The following is a 24,544-nucleotide window of genomic DNA, read 5'->3' on the forward strand; positions in this document are numbered from 1 at the left end:
TGTACAACCAAAATAAACTCCTGCTAAATCTCCCACCTCAAACCCGCATTCCACCGTTGCCGTTAAAATAAAGTATTGCTACGGAACCCCCATTTTTGATGTTTTTTCCTTCAAAAATACGCACTTTCTTCCCTCTATTACGCCTGTTTTTCCACCTTTTTTTCGGAGTTATAAAAAACATTTGTGATATTGGAATGAAGAAAAAGTCGATAAAAGAATGACAGGACAAGGGTTTGGGCATGAAAAGACCCCGAATTCGCAAAAGTATTTTTTAACGAAATCAGGGTAGGACTAGCAAATGTTTATTTTGACTAGCAGATTTATTTTTTAGTTAGACATAGTAGAAAAAAGATGTATAGAAATAAGAAAAGAATAAGGAAGCAACACACCGCACCCAACATAGGATACTTAGGCTATTCTATATTGTACACAAAAACATAAAAATCTCTGTATTTGTGTACAGGATTGATAACAATCATACAAAGTCGAGATATTTGATCTTGATTTTGCTATTTGTCGGATTAATCTAATATACTGAATTTTAATAGAATCATGACGGTGTTAATTAGTTATTATTAAGCAATTTCCCTTTAGATTTGAACTTAAAATAAAAAATATAGAACAAAAAACAATATAAGTGTCCATATATAAGAAATATGTATAGATTTTTGGCTTTGTTGAGAGGCTCTTTGTTTTTTGTGTTCAAATGAAAAAATAAATAGGAAAATTAAAAATAAGAAATAAACAAAAAATACATAAAGTAGGGAACGCCATTGTTCTACCCAAGTCATAATGGGGCCGATAGTTCCCCCAATTATAAACAGAATAGTCGATAAGATACCTACAATAACAGAAATTTTTGGCATAATAGTCCAAATTGGATGATTAAGGCAACTTTTTTCTTTTTTCGCCTCAAATAAAAATATTAAATAAAAAAAGGTTACAACCAATGCAACAATGAAGAAAGTGCCGTATGCAGAATTTACAGCGGTCCACTCCCCAGAAACTGGTTGAATAGTTTTATTTCCACTTATGTATTCTAACGACCACATAGACACCACAATTAAAGAAATCATTAGTATCTGATATAAAGACCATTTCACACTATATACCCCCTAATAACTTATACGTAATACTAAGATTAAAGTTTCATTTTCACCTCTTTCACTATCCTGTCCCGTTAGCATTCCTGTAGTGCCTTAATTTCGAGTTTATAAAAATAGAGCTCCTCAGTAAGATGAGAGTAGATACCACTCTAAAACTCAAAACCTAAGGAAAAAGCTCTTATATGAAGTTTAAAATGCAAGACAAACAATATCAACTAATTGAAAGAATTTGAAAAGACCCCGAATTCGCAAAAGTATTTTTTAACGAAATCAGGGTCGGACTAGCAGAATTATTTTTTAGATAGACATAGTAGATAGAAGGGTTTTAGAATTTATAACAAGGATATTTCTGAAACTTATTATAACCTCCCTTTTTTCAATCTAAATAGTCCTCCTTAAATAAAGAAGCTGTCACTATATTTAATCCCTGTATCACGACGAAAAGAATCTAACTCCACATGAAGCCATAAGAAATTTATTCACTATTAACTAATACACCCTATAAAATCACGATACCTCTGTGTTTTTGTGTTTGAATACTAAAGCTACATAACCCATTATAGAAGCTCCTGTAAATAGAGCATGATACCCCGTTAAATCTGCGATTAACCCGGAGATAATGGACCCTATTGCTTGACCAAGTGCTAGTATTAAGAAAGGTATACCTAGGCCAAATGATGGGTTTGATTTAAACACGGAAATCCCCCATACGATTAAAACACCTGTCATAAAAATATACGAACTACCAAAAAGGGCTGGTGATAGCCACCCTATTATACTATAATCTGCAAATGTCCCTAATAGGAGAGACGAGGTTGAAAGTGCTAATACAGAAATCCTGTATGCAGGCATTAAACCATATTTATTTACAAATACACCGGCAGTTCCCCCTAATAACCCTGCTATTCCAATAATCACCCAGAGCCACTCTCCGAGGTATAAAGGAACATTCTCTATCTGAAACATAAAGTCTCTTGAAAATGTCCAATAGGCTGAGCATGATATTCCTAACAATAAAGAAGCCAGAATTAACGGTGTAGCTCTTCTCACCTCTTCTTTCGAGAAACCAACTATTACGTTTTCTTTTAAAGGTTGATTCTTTGGCAGTACTTTGTAATTACCAATTAATACAAATATAGCAATAACCATAAAAATAAAATACGTTTCTCTCCAACTATCTGTCATTAAGATGGCAACTGCACCAGTAACTGCTGTGCCAATACTCGTACCAGAGTTAATCCAAGAATTAGTTTGATTCTGTAATCTTGTTTCTACATTTAAGTCAACAATATTAGCGTATGGTGGGGATGAGAAACCTGTACTTAATCCTGCTAAAAATATACCTAGACCAAGTACGATCGGACTAAACGAGATTGAAATAATCCCCAAACCAATTATCGATGATAATCCAGCTATGACAAGTATAGACTTTGAGGAAATCTTATTAGAAAATACCATTGCTAATACGATTGCAATACAGTAAGCGATGTATGACAGAGACGAAATGACACCGCTAGTGGACTGTGTCATATTCATCGTTTCATTAATATATGGAAGCATTAAACCATAACTAAATCGAGATAAACCATACGTCACAGCAATCATTGGTAAACCAACAACAATCAATTTCTTTTCATACATTTAGACCACCCTTTCCATATATAACGTTCATTATAATAAATGAGTAAAAAAATAGGGAACAATGTTCGACATTTGTTTCCCTCTCACTATTTCATTTTCCAGCATCATATATACCTTTTATTAAATCATTTGCAGCTTCCTTTACTTCATCTATTGTCTGGATTTGGGCTATTGATGTTAATCCCTCTAGAATAATAAGTAATTGGACACCAAGTGATCTAGGAATTTGAAATAGATCTATATCATTTTCAATCCTGCTTAGCAGTGTTTTTTTATGCTCCCTACTTAGCGAAGCAATTTCCTCATTTACACCTTCGTACTCCTGCTTTGCTCTTAAGAATAAGCATCCATTAAAACTATCCGATTCTATCCAATCTAAGTGTGTCTTTATTAGAGAATTTATATATGAATTAATTCCGTCTTCCCTTTTAACGTTATCTTCTATCAATTGCAGATATTGATGTTCTCTTCGCACTAATATTTCTTTGATTAGATCTTCTTTTGAGTTGAAATGGTAGTACATAGTCATTGGTGCCACTCCGGCTTGTTCCAATATAGATTTCACACCAATTGCATGAAAACCGTGCTGATAAAATAGTTTTTCTGCCGTATTCAAAATGGATTCTCTTTTTTGTGACTTTTTCATATGACAACCCCTTTATATTGAACGTTCATTATAAAAATTAACATAAAATGTCTCTTATTGCAAGAAACTATAGTAATTAAAACAGCACATATAAATTCGATTCCACTTCCAGTACTTAAAACGGGACTTTCCTTTAAAAGCATGGTGTTTTGAACAATAATAAGCTCCAATTATCTGATGATGTGTCCTCCAGTAGCTTTCGCCTAATTTTTCTACATCTTCCTTATAACTTAATGGGCAATACTTTAAGTAACTAGGTTTTCGTACCTTACTTCCACCAAATCCTATTATTTTTTCGACGCTATTTTTTAAACCATACGACCCTTATTCCATCGTTTTATAAATTAGATTTGCTTTCTCATTTGATAGAAATGATGTATAAAAAGGGATTAAAGTATAGTTCTCAATAATTACTCTAGTTGTTACTTTTGAAGTTTGCGGTAAGGATTTAGTAAATGAATCAATATATTGTGGAAAATAAGAGGAAGATACTAAAACGTATCTTCCAAACATATCTTCTATTAGTGCCCTTTTACTTACTATTCCACACTTTCTTTGATACTGTGCAATCACAGAATAAAAGAGTTTATTTTAATATAGCTGCGGAAGAAAATTAATCATGTCCTCTCCACCTCTATCCATTTTAAAACATCCTCAATATATCCGTTTTCTAAAAGTAGTTGATATGGAGTCCTTTCTTCCATTAATCCCTTCTGAAACATCCTCTTCTATTATATTATCTAAACATTCTCATTTAAACCAAGAAAATTGGAACTCCAGCTCCATAGCTCTTTAGCACGACCAATGTCATAAGATTCCTTTGAAGATGGTATTTCTTTTGGTCCATCAAAGTATTGTCCACTACTTGAAAAACGCTGATTCAATAGTAAATTTGCAAGATCAGTTCCAGATTGTTGCGTGCTCCGTATACTGGAACGAAAGAAACGCATTAGTGGTAGTACATTATTCCACATGAATTTAAGTACAGGATTGTAATCTCTAGATAAACTAGAGCCCCTTCCAGGCATCATTCCTGGATTAAATGCTTTTACAGTAATTAATCGATTGGCTTTTTCAATACGTCGAGCTAGTTCGTAGCTAAAATAGAGATTACATAGCTTCGAGGTTGTATAACGTGTTTGCCCCCTACTAAGAGATGAAAGATTTGCTAATGATTCATCCGATTTTTGTGGATTAGCCATAATACTGGGGTCGAGATAAATTGGTGCAGGCATACCTGTTTTCATAAGTGGATCATGGGTATCACTGCTTACAACAACAATAGAGCCATGATCTTGAATCTGGTTAAGTAATAATCGTACAAGTAAAAAATGACCAAGATGATTAACTCCAAATGTCGCTTCTATTCCATCAACAGTAGCTTGAGTTCCTTGTACAAATTGAACACCTGCATTACAAATAATGGAATGCAAAGGTGGAAGACCAGCTTCATTGAATTGATGAACAAAATGATGTATGGATGAGAACGAGGCTAAATCCACTACCATTCCTGAGATATGTTGATTCCCTGTTGTTTGAATCAATTCTTGGGCAGCTTTATTTATCCTTTCATTATTACGTGAAGCCAAAACTATGTGCCAATCGTTATTAGCTTTTGCAATCACTTTAGCACATTCATACCCTAATCCAGTATTCCCTCCAGTTATAATCACAGTCTTTTTTTCTTTACTCATAATTTTTTCCTCCTTATTAATCCTTATATAAAATACGATACAGTATCGTATCGTATTATGTCAATAAAATAACCTCGCATTACATGCAAGGTTAAAATTATTTTTCTTTTATCCCGTTCAAAATCATATCAATCCCAGCCCTTAAATGAGGTTCTAAATCTGTTGTAGAGGGCTTGAGTAAAAGTTGGTAAATAATAAAACCAATTAAAAATTCGGAAACTAGATCTAGTTTTACTTCTTTACGAATATTCTCTTCCTCAAGATATTTTTGAAGCAAATTTGAAATTTCCTTTGTTTTAGGCAGTGAATGGTTTTCCCAATACGATTCGGAAATCTGTGTATTACTTGATAATGTTGACATTAGTAGGGAGAGCATTTGTTTACCAAGCGGGTTATTCATTTGCTCTGTGAAGTTTCGTGAAAGTTCCAATAAGACATCATCTAACTTCCCATTTATCGAGATATCAATTTCTGGTTTCAACTGTTCCAGTGCAGCAAGAATTAACTCATCTTTATTTTTCCATCTCCGATAAATAGAACTCTTACCTACACCAGCTTTCATAGCAATAGTTTCCATACTAATTTTTCCAACACCAACTTCAGCAAGAAGAGTTAGTGTTGCATCAAGAATACGTTTATCAACATCAATACTTCTTGGTCTTCCCCGTTGGACTGTTTTTTCAGAATTTCCACTATTAGAATTCAATGGTACTTACCTTCTTTCGTAATGTATAATGACACATTATATCATAAGTTACTTATAGATACTTTCTTAGCATAATGAAAAATACGGAGATATTAAATGAGGTTTTCTCATATAAAAATTATTCTATCTACTGAGTCTAACTAAAACATAATATTTATTAATACAACCAAGCTCTCCCATTTTTAACACTATTTATTTCTTAAAAATTTTAATATATAAGATAAAAGAGCAGTAGGTTCATCTTTTTGAACTAGGTGTCCAGCATTGGGTATGGAAACCAATTGCGAGTTATTAATCTTCTCATGTAATTTATGCCACATCTTTATTGGTATCCAATTATCTTGTTCTCTCCAATAATTAAAACTGATTCATTTATATCCCCGTATAGAGGTTCTATTTCATCTGTAAAGATTTGGTTGGATTGAGCTGTTTGACGGTAAAAGGCAATTTGACCTTTGGACCCCACCCATAGAGTCAGAGTCCCTTTCAAAGTTTCTTGGCCCATCTCATGGTTTGTTGCTCCCTGAACATAAGCTGCAACAATAGCTTTACGAATCAGTATTGGACAAGCAAATATTTAGTTAAAATAATTGCCTTCTAAAATCCACCCCGCATTCCACCGTTTCCGTTAAAATAAAGTTTTGCTACGGAACCCCCATTTTGATGGATTTCCGGTTCAAAAATGACCGTTTTTTCGCTTGTTTTCCACTCGTTTTTTCACCTTTTTTTCGGAGTTATAAAAACATTTGTATATTGGAATGAAGAAAAAGTCGATAAAAGAATGACATGACAAGGGTTTGGGCATGAAAAGACCCCGAATTCGCCAAAGTATTTTTTAACGAAATCAGGGTCGGACTAGCAAATGTTTATTTTGACTAGCAGATTTATTTTTTAGTTAGACACTTTCTGTACAATTATAATAAACATCCCTTAAATCACCCACCTCCAACCCGCATTCCACCGTTCGAGTTAAAATAAAGTTTACCTACAGAACCCCTATTTTTGATGTTTTTTCTTTCAAAAATACGCACTTTCTTCCCTCTATTATGCCTGTTTTTTCACCTTTTTTTCGATTTTAAAATAAAGTTCTCTCAAAAATAATGGAGAAAAGTATGGAAGAGGAGAAGGAAAAATATTGGATGTATATTGATTTATTATTGAGTTAAATATTGAGTGGGATATTGGATAAACCCAATGATGGCAAGGAATATAACAAAAAGAAAAGGAAGAAAAGGAACTCTTTTCTCCCCCACTCTTTCATCTATTATGCGAGAAATTATTGATCCAGACCCCGAAATCGGAAATGTTTATTTTAACTGAGAGATTTACTTTTTAATTAGACACTTTTTGTACAACCATAATAAACTCCTGCTAAATCCCCCACCTCAAACCCGCATTCCACCGTTGCCGTTAAAATAAAGTTTTGCTACGGAACCCCTATTTCGGACGTTTTTTGAATCAAAATTGGACGTTTTTGGGCCTGTTTATCGCCTGTTTTTTCACCTTTTTTTCGGAGTTGGAATAAAGTTTTGCTAAAAATATAATAGAATGAAGAACGGAGATTAAAGAACCAAGAGAGATAGGCCGTATTGAATGAGTATTGGATTTTGTATTGAATTGAATATAGAGTGAGATATTGGACAAATCCAGTCATGACAAGGGATAGGAAGATAATTTATTTATGAGAAGACTATTGAAAAGATATTGAGTTGTATTGAAAAAGACATAAAAAATCCCGGGTTTTTATTGGAAAAAACCCGAGAAATTATTGGATTTTGTATTGAAAAAGCAAAAGATTATTTTAACGAAATTGGTGTTGGATTAGCAAATGTTTATTTTAACTAGCAAATGTATTTTTTAGTTAGACATAGTAGATGTAGAATTTATAAAAATACTAAAACGCACAATCTCAATACTAAAAGCAAAACTACTACAGTTCATTGAATAAACCAAAAACATTGGGTATCTCTGATTTTACTCTATCCAAATTATTTATATCTTGATCGTTAGTATATATTTTTCTTAAAAGATTAATCATCTGGTTTAGATAAACAAAAAGTGACATATTTATTAGTTTTGCATCTTTCTTTAACCTTATTAAACCTTCTGTTCCGTCGTTCAATACAGTAGGATGGTATTTCATCATATGATTTAAACTGTTGATTTTTGGATGGACTATATTACTAAGAGATTTATAAACTTTATTAAATAATTTTCTGTCCTCTTTTTCTATTCTTTTATTATTCCTTAAATTACCAGGCTTTATTTTAAATCCAGCTTTATTATTTTTCCAGTTATTAAAGTAATTTGGGTCTAAATAAAAATTTAAAATTACAAACATATCTTCCATAGCTGATCTTGTTAATGAAATAGCATCTACAGTAAAGCCTTGTGAAACAAGAATTAATGATGAAGAGAAGTGATCCTTCACCCTAATGTGCATAACTCTCGTATAATATTCCTTAGATTTGTTATCTCCCACTTCACATTTGGAGGAAAGAAATTTATCAAGTTTTGAAAAAGACGTAAATAGTTTCATAAACTCAACGTATTCATCTTTACACATCTCTTTAAAACTTCTTAGAGTATCTTCCCTTAATGTGGAGTTAAAATCGATGTTTTGATAATCTATTTCCAATTACCCTCTCTCCTTTTTTTAACATAAGCATACAATTCAATTGAATATAAAATAATTAAAACTCCTTAAACCATGAAAATACTTATATACTCTTAAACGTGGTACCATAATTCAATATGTAATCTGTATGTATTTTTATATTTTCTTTATAATCTTATAAACTAAGTTAGTTGACTCATCATTATCGTCAATCTCTTGCTCAAAGCCTACCCCAATAGTCTCGTATGGTAACGAAAGACCTATTAAAAGTAAATTATTACCACCAAATTCTTTACTAATCGAACTGAGTACCTTTTTGAATAACTTCTCTACTAAGTTGGTAATCAGCAGTGATGTTTTACCTTATAAGATTCCACTTTGACCAAAATATCTCCGCCAAGTTTTATGTCGCTCCTTTAAAATTGTTCTCTGTAGATCTGGATCTGATTTGAATCTAAAGTGCTTACGAGTACTGATTTATTACTAAGCCTTTCATTAAGTTTAAATAAGGCTTGGAACAAAGGTCTTTCGAATCCGCTCTAGTTATAGGTAATGAAACAAACTTATTGTCTAAATAGGACTAAAACTTCCTCCAGTTGTTCCATCAAGCCCTTATGCACACCCTATAGTGGTGTAGTTACAAAGGATTTCTCAATAATATTAATTTCAGAAAGTTTTTCTCTATTTTCCTTAGTTAATGGTGGACCAGCTAGACATAGTAAATCCTTAGCTCTACTCATAGCGACATAATAAATCCTTGTGTCATCATTTTCAGAGTCTATTTCAGGATGAATGATGTTATTTATTTCTTCAACATCATCAAGATATAAAAGTACAGATTCAAATTCAGCACCTTTAGCTTTATGAATGGTTCTAATATCTGCATGTTTTTCTTCAGGTAAAATAAGATTTTCAATTAGCTCTTGCAATGTTATTTGTTCGGATAGCGTTTTAATATTACCTCTTGTTATCTTTATTAGGTTATATCCCTTACCCTTCAGAAATTCATAAAGTATCTGGTAGAATACTAACAATGTGTAGCTAGTAGATTCATTAATTTCACTCATTAGGAATTCAAGCAAATCAACAGCAAGACTCCTTTTCGATAATGGATCTATAAATTGATTTCCTTGGAATGGGGATCTTAATATATTGTCTTTGTCTGTTCTGATAGAGCGTATTATTTCTTTTATGGCAAGTTCATTCCTACCATCTTCTACTACCTTGTAGGCGGTAATAAGCGATTTCAATAATCTTTCTCTGTCTGAGTCTGTTTCACTTAAACTTGTCCACACATCTGTAACCTCTATATTCCGAAGTTTTTTTACAGATTCATTATTTCGAGTTAAAATACAATAATCATTTTCCAACCCTAACTCTTGCCTTAAATAATGAAAATCCGAAATTGTTTGAGTGATTTCAGCATTACACTCAAAATAATAGATAGGATTATTACTATTATTATGAGTCGGTAATTGAGTTAAGGAATCACCTTGTCTTAAAAAATTCAAAACATCAACTATTCCTTTTCCACTTCTTCGATTATTTTCAATCTGGTATTCTTTGAGATTCGGTAAACAAAAACTTACAAAATCGGATCTTGAAGCACCCTGGAAACTATAAATTGATTGAGCCGGATCGCCAATAACGCCTACTATCGTTCCAGCATCACCTAACCATTTAATCAACTCAGACTGAATGGGGTTAGTATCCTGAAATTCATCCAAGAACATGTACGGATACTTAGCACTTAAATGATCCAAAATGATTGGAAATTCTTCCAATAGCCTGTAAGAAAAATAAAGAACATCTTCGTGATGGATTATCCCTTCATTCCAAAAGATTTGTTTGTAGATAGGTAAATCGTCTAATTTTATGTAATATGTTCCTATTCTTCTCAAATATTCCTTTCTCGGTTTTAATATAAATGAACCATTATCAAGAACCCAATCAATATTTTCCAAACACTTTTTTATCTTTTTTTGATCTCTTATATAGCTATTACTAACCTCCGATTGCCATTTATATATCTTTCCTTTAGTAGCTACATTTTCATAGTGTCCATCCATTTCATCGATGTTGACCAATTCTATTCCTGATTCGTCCTTTAAAAGATGGCCATATGGTTTAACGATATTTGAGTATAAAAAACTATGAATCGTAGATACATCAACCTTATCCAGATTATCCTTTAATCTATGTTGAACTTCTTCAGCACCAACTGTTGTATAAGTAATACAGGAAATCTTAGAGATACTTGAAAGTTTAGTTGAATTGAGAAGAACATTTTTTATATGCTCAACAAGCCAATGTGTTTTTCCCGCACCAGGCCCAGCTACTACTTTAAAAGGTCTTTCAATATCTTCTAATCTATCGTCTGAAAAAATAGTAATTATTGATTCACCCATCAGTTCAATTCCCTTCATTATTTTTATGGCATACCCAAGCTAGTGCATCCTTTATGTGGACTGGTAGGTTTAATTGAGTATCACCATCTACTAACTTTGATGCCAAATTAAAAGCAACTTCCCCTTTTTGATTATCTGCATAAATTAGGAAACTTGAAGCTCTTTTCGCTCGCTCTTTCTGCTCCCCCTCCCAATCGCTTTGTGCCAATTCTGGAAGTTCAAGGATTTCTACGGATCCATCAAATATTAATTCCGATAGATAATTTTCCCACGCTAAATCATACTCAAATGTTTTACCGTTCTCTTCTTGATGATAAACATTTACATTATTAGAGTTCTCTTGTTGCGTTAATAAGTTTTTTAAAGCACCAGACTTACTATCGTATTCATAGTTATCAGGATCGCTATTTATTTCAAATGGCCAGCACTTTTTCCAGCTCCTTCTTCTTTGATCTACCTCTTCCTTTTTTCTTTCAATTTTTCTTGGATCAGAGTCAATAATGCAGCTCACTCTCTTTTGCAAAGCAAATTGTTCTTTTTCTGGTTTTATTCCTGCACCGTATAACTTAATAAAATGCTTAAATGTAAGTGCATCAACCCTTACAAAAGAAACATGGTGTTTGTCTAAATCATAACCGGACTTTTCTGCCAACACAGGTAACAGTACAAGTTCTGCCATTCCTTCTACTAATAGTACAGATTTTGAAAATAACATAGCAGATTTTGTAGCATCAAGAAATCGTTCAACGTACTTTTTTGACTTTTGATCTTCCTTATCTGCTGAGAAAACTCTTCCAGGGTATTTAGCATAAACCTTACCGCTTTCATCTTTTTCTAAACAAATAATTGGATTTAAACCAACAGCAGAAGTAATTTGTGTAGAGTGAGTAGTAATAAAAATTTGCCTACTGAAGGTCTGATTTTTGATTTCTTCATTAAGAAACTTTAAGAAGTTATATTGTAAAGCTGGATGTAAATGAGCCTCGGGTTCCTCAATTAAAAGAATCGGAAAAGTTTTTGCATTTTCACCGTAGTCTTTCGAAGTAATCATTTTAAATTTCGATAAAATTAAAGATATAAAAATTAGATTATTGTAACCCATTCCGTTATTTATAATTGGTATTTCAATACCAGTGTGATCCTTAATAATTAGACGTAAAGCTGACAAAACATCACTTTCATCTAATGAACCATCTAAAGCAGGGGTCCCACCTATAGAGGCTCCAGTTTTTTCAGCAAAGTCTAGGACTTCTTTTTGATTTATTTTTGAAATTAGGTTACTAACTATTTTTTCTGAGTGGTAAGTAAATAAATCCTCTTCTGACTCTTCCTCACTATTTGTCGTTCCATTTTGTTCTTCTTCAAAACTATCATCCTTAAAATGTTGCAGTAATTGTCTAAGTAAAGTATTTCTACCAGTAAACATTTTACTTTCAACATCTCGTAAAGCATCCAAAGTCTCACAGTGTATCTTATCCAGATACTCCCCCTCGGCTCTTATTCTATTTTGAATATTACCTCCATAAATTCTTGATACATAACGTTTTAAAGATGTTTCTAATAGATTCCACCTTTCTTTTTCACTTGATAAACTTTCATATATTTCTTGGTATGTTTTATGTTCTTGTTCAGGAAGGAAGAATCTATATGTAAGAGTTGCTTCCCATGGCGTATTTAATTTCGTAAGCCAACTGGCAACAATAGCTTTATCGTCTTTGGTGTCATTTTGAGAAGATTGCAATGTAGCTGTAATAGTTATCTCAGGAGGTATGGAAAGATCAACTTTTTTGTTAAAATCATCTATAGTTAATGTCTTGGACTTTGAACGGTTAAAAATTAATTCTAACGCTTTAATTAACGTTGTTTTTCCTGCATTATTAGAACCAATCAGTACGTTCATTCCTTCGTTAAATTCAACGTCTATCTCATCAAGGCATCTAAAATTTTTAATATTTAATTTTGAAATATACATGCGTTTCCCCCATTTTCTACAATTTCTGATAATACATCTATAACCATGGTAACATAAGAATATCTAAATATTTCAACATTTCCTGTGACAAAATACAAAAAAAGAAACCACTAACAAAAGTAGTTTCTTTTAATAGATTGCTTTCTTGAAGCACTTCTTTCGACAAAGTGAAAAGAATTATTAATTGAAATATTTATTAGAACTTATAAAAAATCATATTCTAAAAAGAAGCTAACCTTTAATTCAAACTCATTACTACCAATGCCATGTTTAAATCCGGTACTTATATCAAGAGAATGAAGCATAATTTCCTGAAACTTTTTCATGTTGACTTTTTGTAATTCTGAAAGCCCATGTAATATTTCACTTAAATTATGTATATTAACTGATTCCAAAAAAGCCATCCAATAACGCAAAACTCCTACAATCAAATCTGATACTTGCACTAAGCGTTCATCTTTTGAATCTACAAAATTATAGTTTATAACATTATGTCCTGATAACTCTATTGGATTAGCATTCAAAAGTTCTTCAACAAACTGCTCGTGATCAAATATATGGTCTGCATTAGGAAAAGCAACTATTAAGTTAGCATAAAAAGCTGAATAATCACTTATTGCAACTTTATCTTCATTGTCTTCCAGAAATACCAGTTGCTGGTTTCTATAGGTTTTTAGTGATTGCCGTAAATATTCAAGATAAAAATCATCACCAATGTTTACAGACCATATCCAATCAACAATTTTCTCAACAAACTTTTTATGGTTTTTGATGTTGGGATAATCTACTTCAATTAGCAAACTTATAAACCATTCTTGATATTCCTTAATCAATGAATAAAAGTGATCTTTTAGTTCTCTATTAAAACCCGGTCCACCGAACCACGACTCCTCCATTGAATCGACTATATCAACGATTGTGTAATAAAAATTATCAACGTAAGAATAATGGATTAAGTATTGTTTTTCGTAAAGCCACTCAATAAGAGTAGTTACTCTCGGTTTTGATAACAAAGATAAAAAGTCTTTTGCATTTTGACGAATGTGCTTAAATTTAACTTCCATTGCATTTCCTTGTAATAAAAGTTTAGAAAATAACTCATCAATATCATCTTCCGAAGCCGACTTATCAGATTCAAAACCAATTCCACCTAGAATAAAGAATTCGTGTTCATTAACGTTAAACCCATCATCTGTCAATCTAAAAGTACGAGGATTATTAGTTTCGTCATAATACAATATGTACTTTTTATCTATGTTAGTTACTCCACCTTCAGATGCAATAAAATCATATATTTGAGAATAATCCATTTTGGCTCCCCCATTTTTTTAGTTAGACATTGTAGACAGAAGAGTTTCTGGTAAAGTATCTAAAATAAAACTTCCAAAAAACTATTAAAATCTAACTACAATACAATTTTACATTAGAACCATAGGTTTCTCGTAAAAATGATTCACATGCTAACAAAATTATATTCATTTCATCTGAGATTTTTTCCATTTTTACTCCAGGTTGAACAATATTCATGTTAATTCTAGCTTTCTTACCAACCTTCAATTTATTTTTAATAGTGTTTAAGTCATTCAGGGAACCTTTTTCAATCCTAGAATTTGTCCCAAACTTCGCCTTATACTTACTTTCCCTATACATCAATCTTTCCACCAACGCAACATAATCATTCGCCCATCGTAGGGATTTCTCAGTTTGTCCACAAACTTCATATAAATCCTCAGTTCTAGCACCTGGAGTTTGTTTACTAGAATATTTACAATGGAAGAAATCGAATTCTATCATTTCGGTTGTTTCCCTAATCGCTATAATATCAGCAACTTCTCCAGAATCATCATCATCAAAAATAATCTGATAGTCATCTTGATGCAATACACTATTAATCATAGCATATTGAATTGAGGTTCTATCTTTGCCTCTCCCTTGGGACTCCTTTCTTATATTAACATTAAGTTGTCCCCAATCTATTGGAAGGATTTGTTTTTCACCAAACTTACCATTAGTAGGTCCTTTTAGATCTACTTGTATATTCGACTCTAATGAGTAGATTTTTCCTTCCCCCATAATCCATACTCTTGGAGGTTCGTTCATAAAATATTCCTGTACTGGAATTTTTGTTCTTCCCGATACATAAAATATTTCTGTATCACTTAGCTGTTCAATTTTAAAATAGTCCTCGGTTAACGTGTACTGAAATTCAATTTCTTCACCTTGAATTTCTAAAATCAATACTAAATTATTATTGTTACTTTTTTCACTATTTATATTCAGTTCACAATCAGACAGGGGCACTATTTTATCATTTTTCCCTTTAATAAAACCTTTTCTTGGTGAATTTTCTAGTTCAGCATCATTTGCCAATTCTGCTTTATATAAAATTCCCTTTGGAAAGGAAGAAACCGTAATACCTTTTAATGATCCTTCTAGTATATCTTCTGCATTTATATCATTATCCCGTACCTTTTTTGATATACTGTTGCACCAATCTTTCCAATAAGATAATGACTCTATCCACCTAGACCAAACTTTTCCTCTATAAGAACAACCAATACTGACTTTTCCATTTCCATCAAAGCCATTACCAAACAAATTGGATTTTGTTGATGTTCCTCTAATAGCATTTGAAACGCCTTCAGCCACGTCTGTTCCTGCAAACATTCTATAGCTTACCTTCCCAGGTAATTCATTACGCAAACCCAGTGTTCCAATCATCAATCTATTTACACCATCTAGTGTTCTAAATATCACATCCCCTTGGATTCTGGTACTATGGGGAAACATTGCTTCAATAAGGCGATTTCCTTTTCCTTGGTCGGTTTCATTAATATGAATTATGTTATTTTCAGTATCATAGTAAATAACGAAAAGGTTCCAATCTAGTTCATTAATATCCTTTTGAGTTGACCAAGCTACATTAGATTCTACCTTTTCAACCAAAACCATTAGCCTTTCTGATTTTGAATAGTAGCACATAGCATTGTCCGGATTTAGAACACTTTTCCAATTTTCATTAAGCCAATCACTTTTTGAATAATTAAACATCCTTGTACTTATTTTCATTTGTAATTGATAAATATCTATATCAGAAACTTCCCTATTATCTAGGCTTTCTAGTAAAGCATGTATATTTATTTGCTCGGTAATTTTTTCAGCTGAAACTATATTTAAAAGTTTGTTCCAATCTGAATCCTGTTGGAATAATTCTGCTACTTGACTTTTCAGATCATCATTAGCAATATTGGTAATTAATTTTGCATTACCCAAATTCTCCTTTGTACGGGCAAACCTACCAATAAATTGAAGAGTTATAGGTAGCGATTTATACTTATCGTGTATGGCAGCAATCTTCAATGAAGGAATATCCACTCCTTCTCCAAACATATCCACGCAAACTACTATTTGACTTTTATATTCCCGGAGTTTTTTAATATTGGAAGTATTTACTGCTTTTGATTGACCACTAATAACCAACACAGGATTAAACTTTGAGTAATACTTATTATATATGTTTTCAAAAAGAGACTTTGCTCTTTCTCTGTTACTAGCCCTCGCTAGGATTATGTGTTTATTTCCTTTATCTTTATCTTTCTTTAAAATCTCTACAGCCTTTTTTGCAATAGCTTTGTCTCCCTTTAATTCATCAAATTCTTCAACAGGATAATAATCAATGCCTTTGAAGTATCCTTGCTCCTGTGCTAAAGCTAAGGGATAGTTATAAATAAGTTTCCCAACTATTTTTTTACCATCATCTCTGTATGGGGTAGCAGTGAATTGGAGTATCCTACTGTTTCTGAAATACTCTCTAAAATTTGACCACGTTCTTGCTGCCATATGATGAGCCTCGTCAAAAATTAGTGTTTCACATATCGTCGAGAGATATCTTTTATAAGAGTTTTGAAACTTCGCTAACAAGGACATTGTAGATACTATAATGTTTGAATTTTCTACCAGCTCTTTCAGTTCTTCAATATTAGATGGAATACTTGCTAAAATAGTAGTATTAGGCATTAAAGCCGACGAGTCCACCATTCCTAGTTTAGGAAATATCCCGAAGTGCTGGACATTTTCATAGATTTGTTTTCTTAATAAGTCTGAAGGCACAATAATTAGTGTTGTTTTTAGTCTTTCAGAAAGAATCGTAGCAAACATTGTCTCTGTTTTTCCTGTACCGGTTGGCATAACTATAGTTGCAGCCTCATTACTTATAGTCCAATGGGCTCTTATTGCATTCAACGCTCCATATTGAGGAAATCTTAATCCTCCCTCTCCATCCACCCCAGATCTTTTTTCATGATACCCATTCATCCATGTTTTAGAGACATCAATAGGCTTAACAAGCCCACCACTTTTGTCCACATTATAAATAAACACATTTTTTTTAATATTAATCTTTTCCATGACACCGACCCCCTATTTAGAAACTGAATTCATTCCCACAACTTATTTTTATAGTTTAATACGAAAATACCTAGTTGATAATTCATCCCCACCTTTAGACAATATTTCATATAATAGAATTATTCATCTTCTGGTATTAAATCCACATACCATGAGCCTTTCCCAAGGACATCATCATCTTTATTTATTAAAGGATCAATCCAGTCAGCTTTATCTCTAGCCCACTTTATCCAGTGTATTACATTATTTTTTTCCTCAACTTTATCAATTACTTTAAGTTTCATTTCTACTGCATTTGCAAATCTTCTTATCTGATCAGCTTTGTCCCAATCTATAGCATGTTGGTTTAATAGTTCAAGCCGTTTAAGTTCCGCTTCTTTACGCTCAGCGATTTGCTGACGGACCCGTTCTTCTTCTAACCGACGGACTTTTTCAGCTTCACGTTTTTCTCTTATGACTTTCTCTACATGAATAGTTTCCATTACCCATATTATTATTTCACCAATTTGATCTTCTATCTTTTTCGTCTCAGTATCATTCCAGTTTTTTCTTTTTGCGTGATACGCATCTATTCCAAAGTGAAGTTTTCCAGTCATAATATAATCATAGGAAGATCTATAGCTATCTTTTTCCTGCTCAGTTGGGTTATGTTCTATTCTTCTTTGTTTTTCTTTTATAAAAATTGGAACGCTATCCTCATTTAAACTGATAAATAGTTCATTCCGCTTGTAATATCCCGGATACTTCGGTTCTTTAACTTCTATTGTGTATCCCATATGTTCTAACCCTTTAAACAAAGTGCTATAAAACCGATATGTTCGTTCCTTTTGTTCCTCTGAAACTTTCATGTTTATTACTCTGTTCATAGGAGGTCTTGTTAATTCTTTTCTCGAACGGTAATATTGTTTAGTATCTGTTATTAACACATGAGGTTTAACTAATTTGCTAGGAACCTTTAATGAAAAACAATATTCCTTTACTCTTTTTCTTTCATCCTCGGGTAAAAATAGGAGGACAGCGTCCATTTTTCTACCGAATAAGTCTCCCGATGGGGCTTTTACTACAACTTTGCTTGGCACATCCATTTTGGGTAATGGCGGTATCTTGATTTTATGCCCAGCTTTTACTTTTGCCCAATGTCCAGCTTTTGGTAGTGGTATCCCCATCTTTTTACACTGCTTACGTAACGCAACATCAGATATATTATAGCGTTTAGAGAGAGATGTCATGGGTTCTTCCCATACTTCTTTATATAGTTTTTCTCGCTCGTAGATTCTAGTCTTCATTAAATAATTTTCCTCCCAAATACTTACATTAAACAAAAAAGTCACTCTTAGATTTAGATATTACTAATAAATTTCTAAGAAGTGACTTTTCTACAGTATATATTTTTTATTTACAACTAACTCAGCAGAACTCAATTCCCCTTTTAATAGTCTGGGAGTTCTTCTTAAAATATTTTGAACAATATATCCTTCCATGTTCTAATAATTTGTCCCCATTTTTAAAATGGAAATATTAAATCCCCTTAACGATTATTAACCTAGTACAATTTTGTTGATTCTATCATATCACAAAATTCGACTTTTTTTGAATTAATAGATTGATTAAAAGTTTAAAAAGCTACATATAGTATGTGGCCTTTAAATATGATTATTAGTCCCTAAAATCTCTAATATCAATTTCCTCACTTTTTTATTACTCCCATCAAACCCAGCATATAGCTGAATTTTGTATGGAGACACAATATGTCCTTTACTTAACATTTCATTGATAGCCCACTTAATCTTTCTAACTCTGAAATCATCTATATCCTCTTTCACTTCTTTTAAATATCTCTGAGTCCTCACTAACTTTTCATTATGAAACCATGACCCAAAACCCAAAGTATTTCTTATACTCGAAGGTGTCACTCTTATCGGTTTCCCTTCTCTCTGGAGAATGATTTCAACAGCCTCACTAACAAGCCTCAAACATTCTTCATCCCTTTTCTCCCAATCAATGGTTCCGGCTTTTTCTTTTCCTAAAGCAGCCTTTGGAGTTACTTTGTCATACCAATCCCAGTCATATCTATAAATCCATGTATGTAGCCCTTTTCCCTTTTCTTTCAATTGACTTCTATTTGCACCGGGATTTTCCTTAATTAATTGCAACCACTGCTCTCTTCTTTTTTGAATATCAAAACTTGGATTATATTGGACTGAAACCACTTTTTTTCCTAATACCTTCTTATTCTGAAAGAGGTTGTCAATTTTAACTCCTAAGAACTGCAAGAACAATAAATGTCGCAAAGGACTTCTATTCTTTTTATTGTTCCTTACAAATAACCGTAGCCAATTGGATGGACTTTCAGGATCAATATCGCTCTGCATCATTTTTAGATACTGCTTCGGGTAAAAATTCAGGAATAATTCTTGAATATCCTTCATGTACAAATTTCCATTTGTAGAGGCTAACCCTCTTTCCCTTAACCTATCAATGTAAAAATCAATAATGTACGTTAACTTTTTCCTAGGAAAGTTTCCATTCAATAATAGTTCAGCATTATGAATATAACGGAGATTTAATAATTTTATAGTATCTGAATAGTTATCTTCTAATAGTTTTTCATTACAAACTTGTTCATCCGTGCATATAAATTCAGTACCACTACCAGTACTTAAAACTGTACTCTCTTTTAAAAGGACATGGTGTTTGGAGCAATAATAGGCTCCAATTATTTGGTGATGAATACGCCAATAACTCTCACCTAATGTATCCATATCTTCCTTATAACATAGTGGACAATACTTTAAGTAACTTGGTTTACGAACTTTGCTACCACCAAAGCCAATTAGCTGTTCAATATTTAATTTTGCTCCATTTGATCCTTTTCCCATCATTTCGTAAATCAGGTTCGTTTTTTCCTTGGAGAGAAATGATGTGTAAAAATTAAATAGAGTATGTTCTTCAATAATCTCCTTAGATGTAACTTTAGAAGTTGGTGGTAGACAACTAATAAATAAGTCAATATATTGGGGAAAGTAAGAGGAAGATACTACAACGTACCTTCCAAATAGATCTTCTATCAAAGCCCTTTTACTTACCATTCCACACATTCTCCGATAACGTGCAACTACTGAAAAAAAAGTTCATTCTTGTATAACTGAGGGAGAAAGTTTATCATTGTATCACCTCAATCCACATAACAGTGTCATCAATATAATCATTTTCAATGAGAACTTGATAGGGTGATTTTTCATCACTTTTTTCTTGAAGCAAGTAGCGTAAGTCATCTTTCTTATATTCCATACTCCTTATTTGCTTCTTAGGTTTCTCAACTATATTGACTTCCTTTACCTTGTCTTCCCTTTTCTTTGGTATTGAGTTCACTCTTTTTACATCTCTACCTTTTCCCAATTCTCCTAATTCAATCTTCCTAATATCTTCATATTTTGCTATTTTATGAGGGTTTCCTGAACGAATTGCGTTTAACATTGGTTGAAGTAACCTAAACTTTTCTTTTGCTACATTCTTAATTAAACCAATAGAAAGCTCTTCTATTCCTTTTTCTATAGCAAACTGTTGAGAATACGCAAATAGCTTTATAACCAAATCCGAAATACCCTGAGTTTCTTTATAGATTACCTTTCCAAACTCTTCATTATAGGGTACATAATTCTTTGTCCACTGATATTTCCATACAGACTCTAGCAAGAAGGAAAATTCATTACCATATTGCATATTGTTATAAATGATTTCAGCGTTTCCCGTTAAACGTCTTGTCATACGTAACTCCTTACCAAACAAATCATAAGCACCTGGGGTACCGATTAAACAAAGATTAATTCCTGTATTTATTAAATACACGAAAAAATTCATAATTTGATCTGCACCACGTTTTTTTATATTCTGTGTTTCATCAATGATTAGTAGTCCCAATCCTATATTGTGTGCTACCTGACTGATTAAAGGCAACATGCTATCTACAGACATATTCCTAGAAACGTATTTCTTATAATTGTTTGTTCCAAGCAATTCATCAACTTTCATGAAAAATTGTAAGCATAATGCCTTTAAACTTGAATTACTAGGTGCTTCCAACTTCAGCCATACAAGTTGAATTTGATTAAAATGGGCCCCTTTGTATTCGTTGTGAATAATCACTTGTGGAATATTACTTAGTACTCTATTAATCGTTGTTGTTTTACCCATGCCCGAAAACCCAATAAACGTGCCGCAGCCAGAAGTAGTACGGAAATTTTGTCTGCTACTTATTTCATAGGAACGATTGATTATTTCTTTACCAGAAGCATTGATATACTGCTTATAATTCTTATCGAAAGGATTTCTTGCTAAATATCCTTGCATAATCAATGAATGTACCATATTCCATACTTCTATATGTACTGGAAGGGGTGTAAATAGCTGAAAAAGACGGTTTACCATGTGGATGCGATAAACACTTTCAATATATCGTTCTTCTTCCTTATAGATTGGCTTTACCATGAGTTTTCTGATGATTGCTGCTTTATCCAACAAGGGGGGTAATGCTTGAATTAAAGGGTTTTGATTAAACTCTACTAATGGGAATTCCTTATATTCTGCCTGACTAGCTTCCATTCCATTTGGTAGAAATATAGATTTAGTCAATATCATCATCCCAATCTAACTTTTGTATAGCTCTAAACAAATCAAGCTCATCCTCTTTCTGCTCTTGTGTTTCAATTGAGTCTATCAATTTTTCATCTACATCTACCTTCTCTTTGTTTAATTCCCGAAGTAACTCCCTTTCTTCCTTCTGATTCTCCCTTATACCTCTCAAACGTTGAGTCTTACTTAAAGAATCATCTTTCTCTGCTTCTTTCCGTTTCTTCCCTTGTCCAACAATTGCTTGAATATCATTATATAACTTCATCTTTTCCTGCAATTCATGTTCTTTACTTCTGTGATCCATTGCCTCTTCATACTTTATTATCTGCTCTATTTCATCAATTCCTTTATACTTAAACTTAGTCAGATGCTCAAGAAGATTCAATTTGTGGAACTCCCCATCTTCATTAATGGTATATACATAAGATAAATCTCTTGGGTCATACCAAATCTTTATTTTTTTGCTGCCGTTAATCCGTGCAAACTGGAACCAATTGTTTTTTAAGGAATAATCCGAAGCATAGAACATTTTTTTATATCTAACTCCACGAGAAGTTATGGAGGCTGTATCAGTTGGTAGTAGGTGCATTTTTATCGTATTTTCAGGCAAAACACGCAATTGTCCCTTCATGTATTTCACGCCATACTCCCATATCTGTGCAGGGATTTTCTCGATTTCTTCGCTAATCATCATTTCATCCAATACGTACTCATTCAAAACATGATGATTGTTATGGAATAGCACACATTTGATTACTATTCGTGTGAATTCTTCTATTGTAAGATTAGCTTTAAGTCTATAATCTTCGTCTCCTCTTTCTATCGAGTTCTTTCCATTCTTTACAACCCCGTCTGCAAAAGGTTTAACCTTAATGTTTAATTGTGCAAATGCTTGTTCAATCACACCCTTACTATCGGCTCTGTACGGAGGTGAATTCAGGATTGACATACCTAGTCCTGAAATAGCATCTTCAATTTGTTTCCCGTTCAGCTCACCCCTGTCCGCAAAAATTCTTTGGGGAACACAAGCCACGCTCCATTCATCTTTATCCAATGTGATACCAAACTGTTTACAAAAATCACTTTTGGGTAACATGCTATTTGCAAGAGCAACCATAGTACCTGTATAAGAATTAAATGACTCAAAAGTAACATTAATCCCAACTATCATCCTGGAATATACATCAATTACGCATATCAAAGTAGGTCTACCAACAATAAGATTGCGATCGACTGAGGACACCAAGTATATATCAAATTGAGTCGAGTCAATCTGCCATAGAGTTCCTGGCCCCAACCCAGCATCCTGTGTTGAATCACCTATTATCGTTCTGTGATTTTGATAATAATTTCTTGTCCCTTTTCTATTAATTAATTCCTTTTTAGGATTATTTAACTTTTTAAACCAATATAAGAACTGATGGTAAGTAGGAATACTTGAAGGCTCTTTAATCACAGGAACTTCTTTCCCATTGATATGGATAGGCTACACTAAGTTGGACAGATAAAATAAGGGCTTGTAAACTTAGACTATAACTTAAGGGAGCGTGACTACGATGACACGTCAACGTCGAACTTTTACACCCGAATTTAAACTGCAATTAGTGAAGCTTTATGAAAATGGTAAATCGCGTGCAGATATTGCGAGAGAGTATGATATCACGCCTTCTGCGTTAGATCGCTGGATTAAAAATCATCAAGAAACAGGTTCATTTGCCGCTAAAGATAACCGTTCTGCAGAAGAGAATGAACTAGCTCGGTTACGTAAGGAAAATCAACGTCTCATGATGGAAAATGATATTTTAAAGCAAGCAGCGCTGATCATGGGACGAAAATAGATGTGATTCGAAATAACGCTCACATCTATTCGGTATCAGCAATGTGTGACGTCCTCCAGATTCCCAAAAGTACGTATTACTATCATGCCAATTTACACAGCCAACGTGTGTTTAAAATGGAAGATGAAGAGATTTCCCAAGAGGTCTCCCGAATTTTTAAAGAAAGCCGGAACAATTATGGCACGCGCAAAATTAAGAAAGAATTAAGTAGATTACCAAAGCCAAAACACGTATCACGTCGTCGGATTGGCCGATTAATGAATGAACTCGGGCTTGTGTCAAACTATACCGTGGCACAGTACAAGCCTCATAAAACATCATGTAATGAAGCGTTGATAAAAAATGAATTACAGCGTCAATTTGAACAAGACAAGCCGTTGGCTGTCATCGTCAGTGATTTAACTTACGTCCGCGTTGGGACAAAATGGCATTACGTATGCTTATTTGTGGATCTTTTTAACCGTGAAATCATTGGCCGTAGTGCTGGTGCTAATAAAAATGCAGAGCTGGTCTATCAGGCTTTATCGAGCATTAAAGGCAACTTGAACGACGTTCAAATGTTTCATACAGATCGAGGTAAAGAATTTGATAATAAGCTTATTACAGAAGCACTTGAAACATTTGGCATCCAAAGATCGCTGAGCATGAAGGGATGTCCTTATGATAATGCAGTGGCTGAAGCGATGTTTAAGGTATTCAAAACAGAATTCGCTAACAATGCTCATTTCTCTTCTCTTGAACAGCTCGCTATTGAACTGGATGATTATGTTCATTGGTTTAATAACATTCGAATTCACGGAACTTTAGACTATTTAACACCAATCGAATTTAAACAGCAGCCCCTATAATTTTTGTCCAATTTAGTGTTGACATACCA

The 24,544-nt window shown here is 33.1% G+C and carries 15 protein-coding genes and 1 pseudogene; 1 reads left to right on the forward strand and 15 read right to left on the reverse strand.

The window, feature by feature from the left end; all coding sequences use genetic code 11:
* Window positions 1-602: 602 nt before the first annotated feature.
* The 15 genes and pseudogenes from JF53_RS11190 to JF53_RS11260 form a co-directional block, all read right to left on the reverse strand.
* Window positions 603-1,103: a hypothetical protein gene (locus tag JF53_RS11190; RefSeq protein ID WP_047980952.1), complete on the reverse strand. Its 501-nt coding sequence runs from the start codon at window positions 1,101-1,103 to the stop codon at window positions 603-605.
* Window positions 1,104-1,613: 510 nt separating this feature from the next.
* Entirely contained in the window at window positions 1,614-2,747 is a 1,134-nt protein-coding gene (locus JF53_RS11195; RefSeq protein ID WP_047980951.1) for an MFS transporter, read from the reverse strand.
* Between the two features lie 91 nt (window positions 2,748-2,838).
* Window positions 2,839-3,393 (reverse strand): TetR/AcrR family transcriptional regulator, encoded by a 555-nt coding sequence (locus JF53_RS11200; RefSeq protein WP_010651567.1) that lies wholly within the window; start codon window positions 3,391-3,393, stop codon window positions 2,839-2,841.
* Between the two features lie 740 nt (window positions 3,394-4,133).
* On the reverse strand, window positions 4,134-5,087 hold the full coding sequence (locus tag JF53_RS11205) for an SDR family NAD(P)-dependent oxidoreductase (protein WP_047980950.1): 954 nt from the start codon (window positions 5,085-5,087) through the stop codon (window positions 4,134-4,136).
* A gap of 97 nt (window positions 5,088-5,184) precedes the next feature.
* Window positions 5,185-5,793: a TetR/AcrR family transcriptional regulator gene (locus tag JF53_RS11210; RefSeq protein WP_047980949.1), complete on the reverse strand. Its 609-nt coding sequence runs from the start codon at window positions 5,791-5,793 to the stop codon at window positions 5,185-5,187.
* 1,930 nt (window positions 5,794-7,723) lie between these two features.
* On the reverse strand, window positions 7,724-8,431 hold the full coding sequence (locus JF53_RS11220; RefSeq protein WP_047980948.1) for a hypothetical protein: 708 nt from the start codon (window positions 8,429-8,431) through the stop codon (window positions 7,724-7,726).
* Between the two features lie 602 nt (window positions 8,432-9,033).
* The gene (locus JF53_RS11225; protein WP_047980955.1) at window positions 9,034-10,818 is read right to left on the reverse strand and encodes a UvrD-helicase domain-containing protein; all 1,785 of its coding nucleotides are present in this window, start codon (window positions 10,816-10,818) and stop codon (window positions 9,034-9,036) included.
* A gap of 4 nt (window positions 10,819-10,822) precedes the next feature.
* The gene (locus tag JF53_RS11230) at window positions 10,823-12,790 is read right to left on the reverse strand and encodes an ATP-dependent nuclease (RefSeq protein WP_047980947.1); all 1,968 of its coding nucleotides are present in this window, start codon (window positions 12,788-12,790) and stop codon (window positions 10,823-10,825) included.
* Window positions 12,791-12,993: 203 nt separating this feature from the next.
* The gene (locus tag JF53_RS11235) at window positions 12,994-14,100 is read right to left on the reverse strand and encodes a DUF3800 domain-containing protein (RefSeq protein WP_047980946.1); all 1,107 of its coding nucleotides are present in this window, start codon (window positions 14,098-14,100) and stop codon (window positions 12,994-12,996) included.
* Window positions 14,101-14,191: 91 nt separating this feature from the next.
* Window positions 14,192-17,197, reverse strand: coding sequence for a DEAD/DEAH box helicase (locus JF53_RS11240; RefSeq protein WP_047980945.1), 3,006 nt, complete (start codon window positions 17,195-17,197; stop codon window positions 14,192-14,194).
* Between the two features lie 119 nt (window positions 17,198-17,316).
* Complete coding sequence (locus JF53_RS11245) at window positions 17,317-18,483, reverse strand: hypothetical protein (RefSeq protein WP_047980944.1); 1,167 nt, start codon at window positions 18,481-18,483, stop codon at window positions 17,317-17,319.
* A gap of 357 nt (window positions 18,484-18,840) precedes the next feature.
* Window positions 18,841-19,407, reverse strand: coding sequence for a TnsD family Tn7-like transposition protein (locus JF53_RS17950; RefSeq protein WP_269083298.1), 567 nt, complete (start codon window positions 19,405-19,407; stop codon window positions 18,841-18,843).
* A gap of 24 nt (window positions 19,408-19,431) precedes the next feature.
* Window positions 19,432-20,310, reverse strand: a pseudogene (locus tag JF53_RS17955) (TnsD family Tn7-like transposition protein); the annotation flags it as partial.
* A gap of 49 nt (window positions 20,311-20,359) precedes the next feature.
* Window positions 20,360-21,829: an ATP-binding protein gene (locus JF53_RS11255; protein ID WP_053071886.1), complete on the reverse strand. Its 1,470-nt coding sequence runs from the start codon at window positions 21,827-21,829 to the stop codon at window positions 20,360-20,362.
* Window positions 21,822-23,285 (reverse strand): Mu transposase C-terminal domain-containing protein, encoded by a 1,464-nt coding sequence (locus JF53_RS11260; RefSeq protein ID WP_053071885.1) that lies wholly within the window; start codon window positions 23,283-23,285, stop codon window positions 21,822-21,824. The genes JF53_RS11255 and JF53_RS11260 overlap by 8 nt, the downstream gene beginning before the upstream one ends.
* Window positions 23,286-23,385: 100 nt before the next feature.
* Here JF53_RS11260 and JF53_RS11270 point away from each other — a divergent pair.
* A protein-coding gene (locus tag JF53_RS11270; protein ID WP_157052428.1) for an IS3 family transposase occupies window positions 23,386-24,515 on the forward strand; the annotation gives its coding sequence in 2 pieces (ribosomal slippage) (window positions 23,386-23,632 and window positions 23,632-24,515; 1,131 coding nt in all).
* Window positions 24,516-24,544 lie beyond the last annotated feature (29 nt).

This window comes from Ornithinibacillus contaminans, assembly GCF_001038425.2.
Lineage (GTDB): Bacteria > Bacillota > Bacilli > Bacillales > Amphibacillaceae > Ornithinibacillus > Ornithinibacillus contaminans.

What these genes read in the sequence shown, in the direction of transcription:
- JF53_RS11245 (WP_047980944.1), bottom strand. Translation starts at nt 18,483, where the DNA reads ATGAAGACTAGAATCTACGAGCGAGAAAAACTATATAAAGAAGTATGG.
- JF53_RS11225 (WP_047980955.1), bottom strand. Translation starts at nt 10,818, where the DNA reads ATGGGTGAATCAATAATTACTATTTTTTCAGACGATAGATTAGAAGAT.
- JF53_RS11240 (WP_047980945.1), bottom strand. Translation starts at nt 17,197, where the DNA reads ATGGAAAAGATTAATATTAAAAAAAATGTGTTTATTTATAATGTGGAC.
- JF53_RS11200 (WP_010651567.1), bottom strand. Translation starts at nt 3,393, where the DNA reads ATGAAAAAGTCACAAAAAAGAGAATCCATTTTGAATACGGCAGAAAAA.
- JF53_RS11205 (WP_047980950.1), bottom strand. Translation starts at nt 5,087, where the DNA reads ATGAGTAAAGAAAAAAAGACTGTGATTATAACTGGAGGGAATACTGGA.
- JF53_RS11230 (WP_047980947.1), bottom strand. Translation starts at nt 12,790, where the DNA reads ATGTATATTTCAAAATTAAATATTAAAAATTTTAGATGCCTTGATGAG.
- JF53_RS11195 (WP_047980951.1), bottom strand. Translation starts at nt 2,747, where the DNA reads ATGTATGAAAAGAAATTGATTGTTGTTGGTTTACCAATGATTGCTGTG.
- JF53_RS11235 (WP_047980946.1), bottom strand. Translation starts at nt 14,100, where the DNA reads ATGGATTATTCTCAAATATATGATTTTATTGCATCTGAAGGTGGAGTA.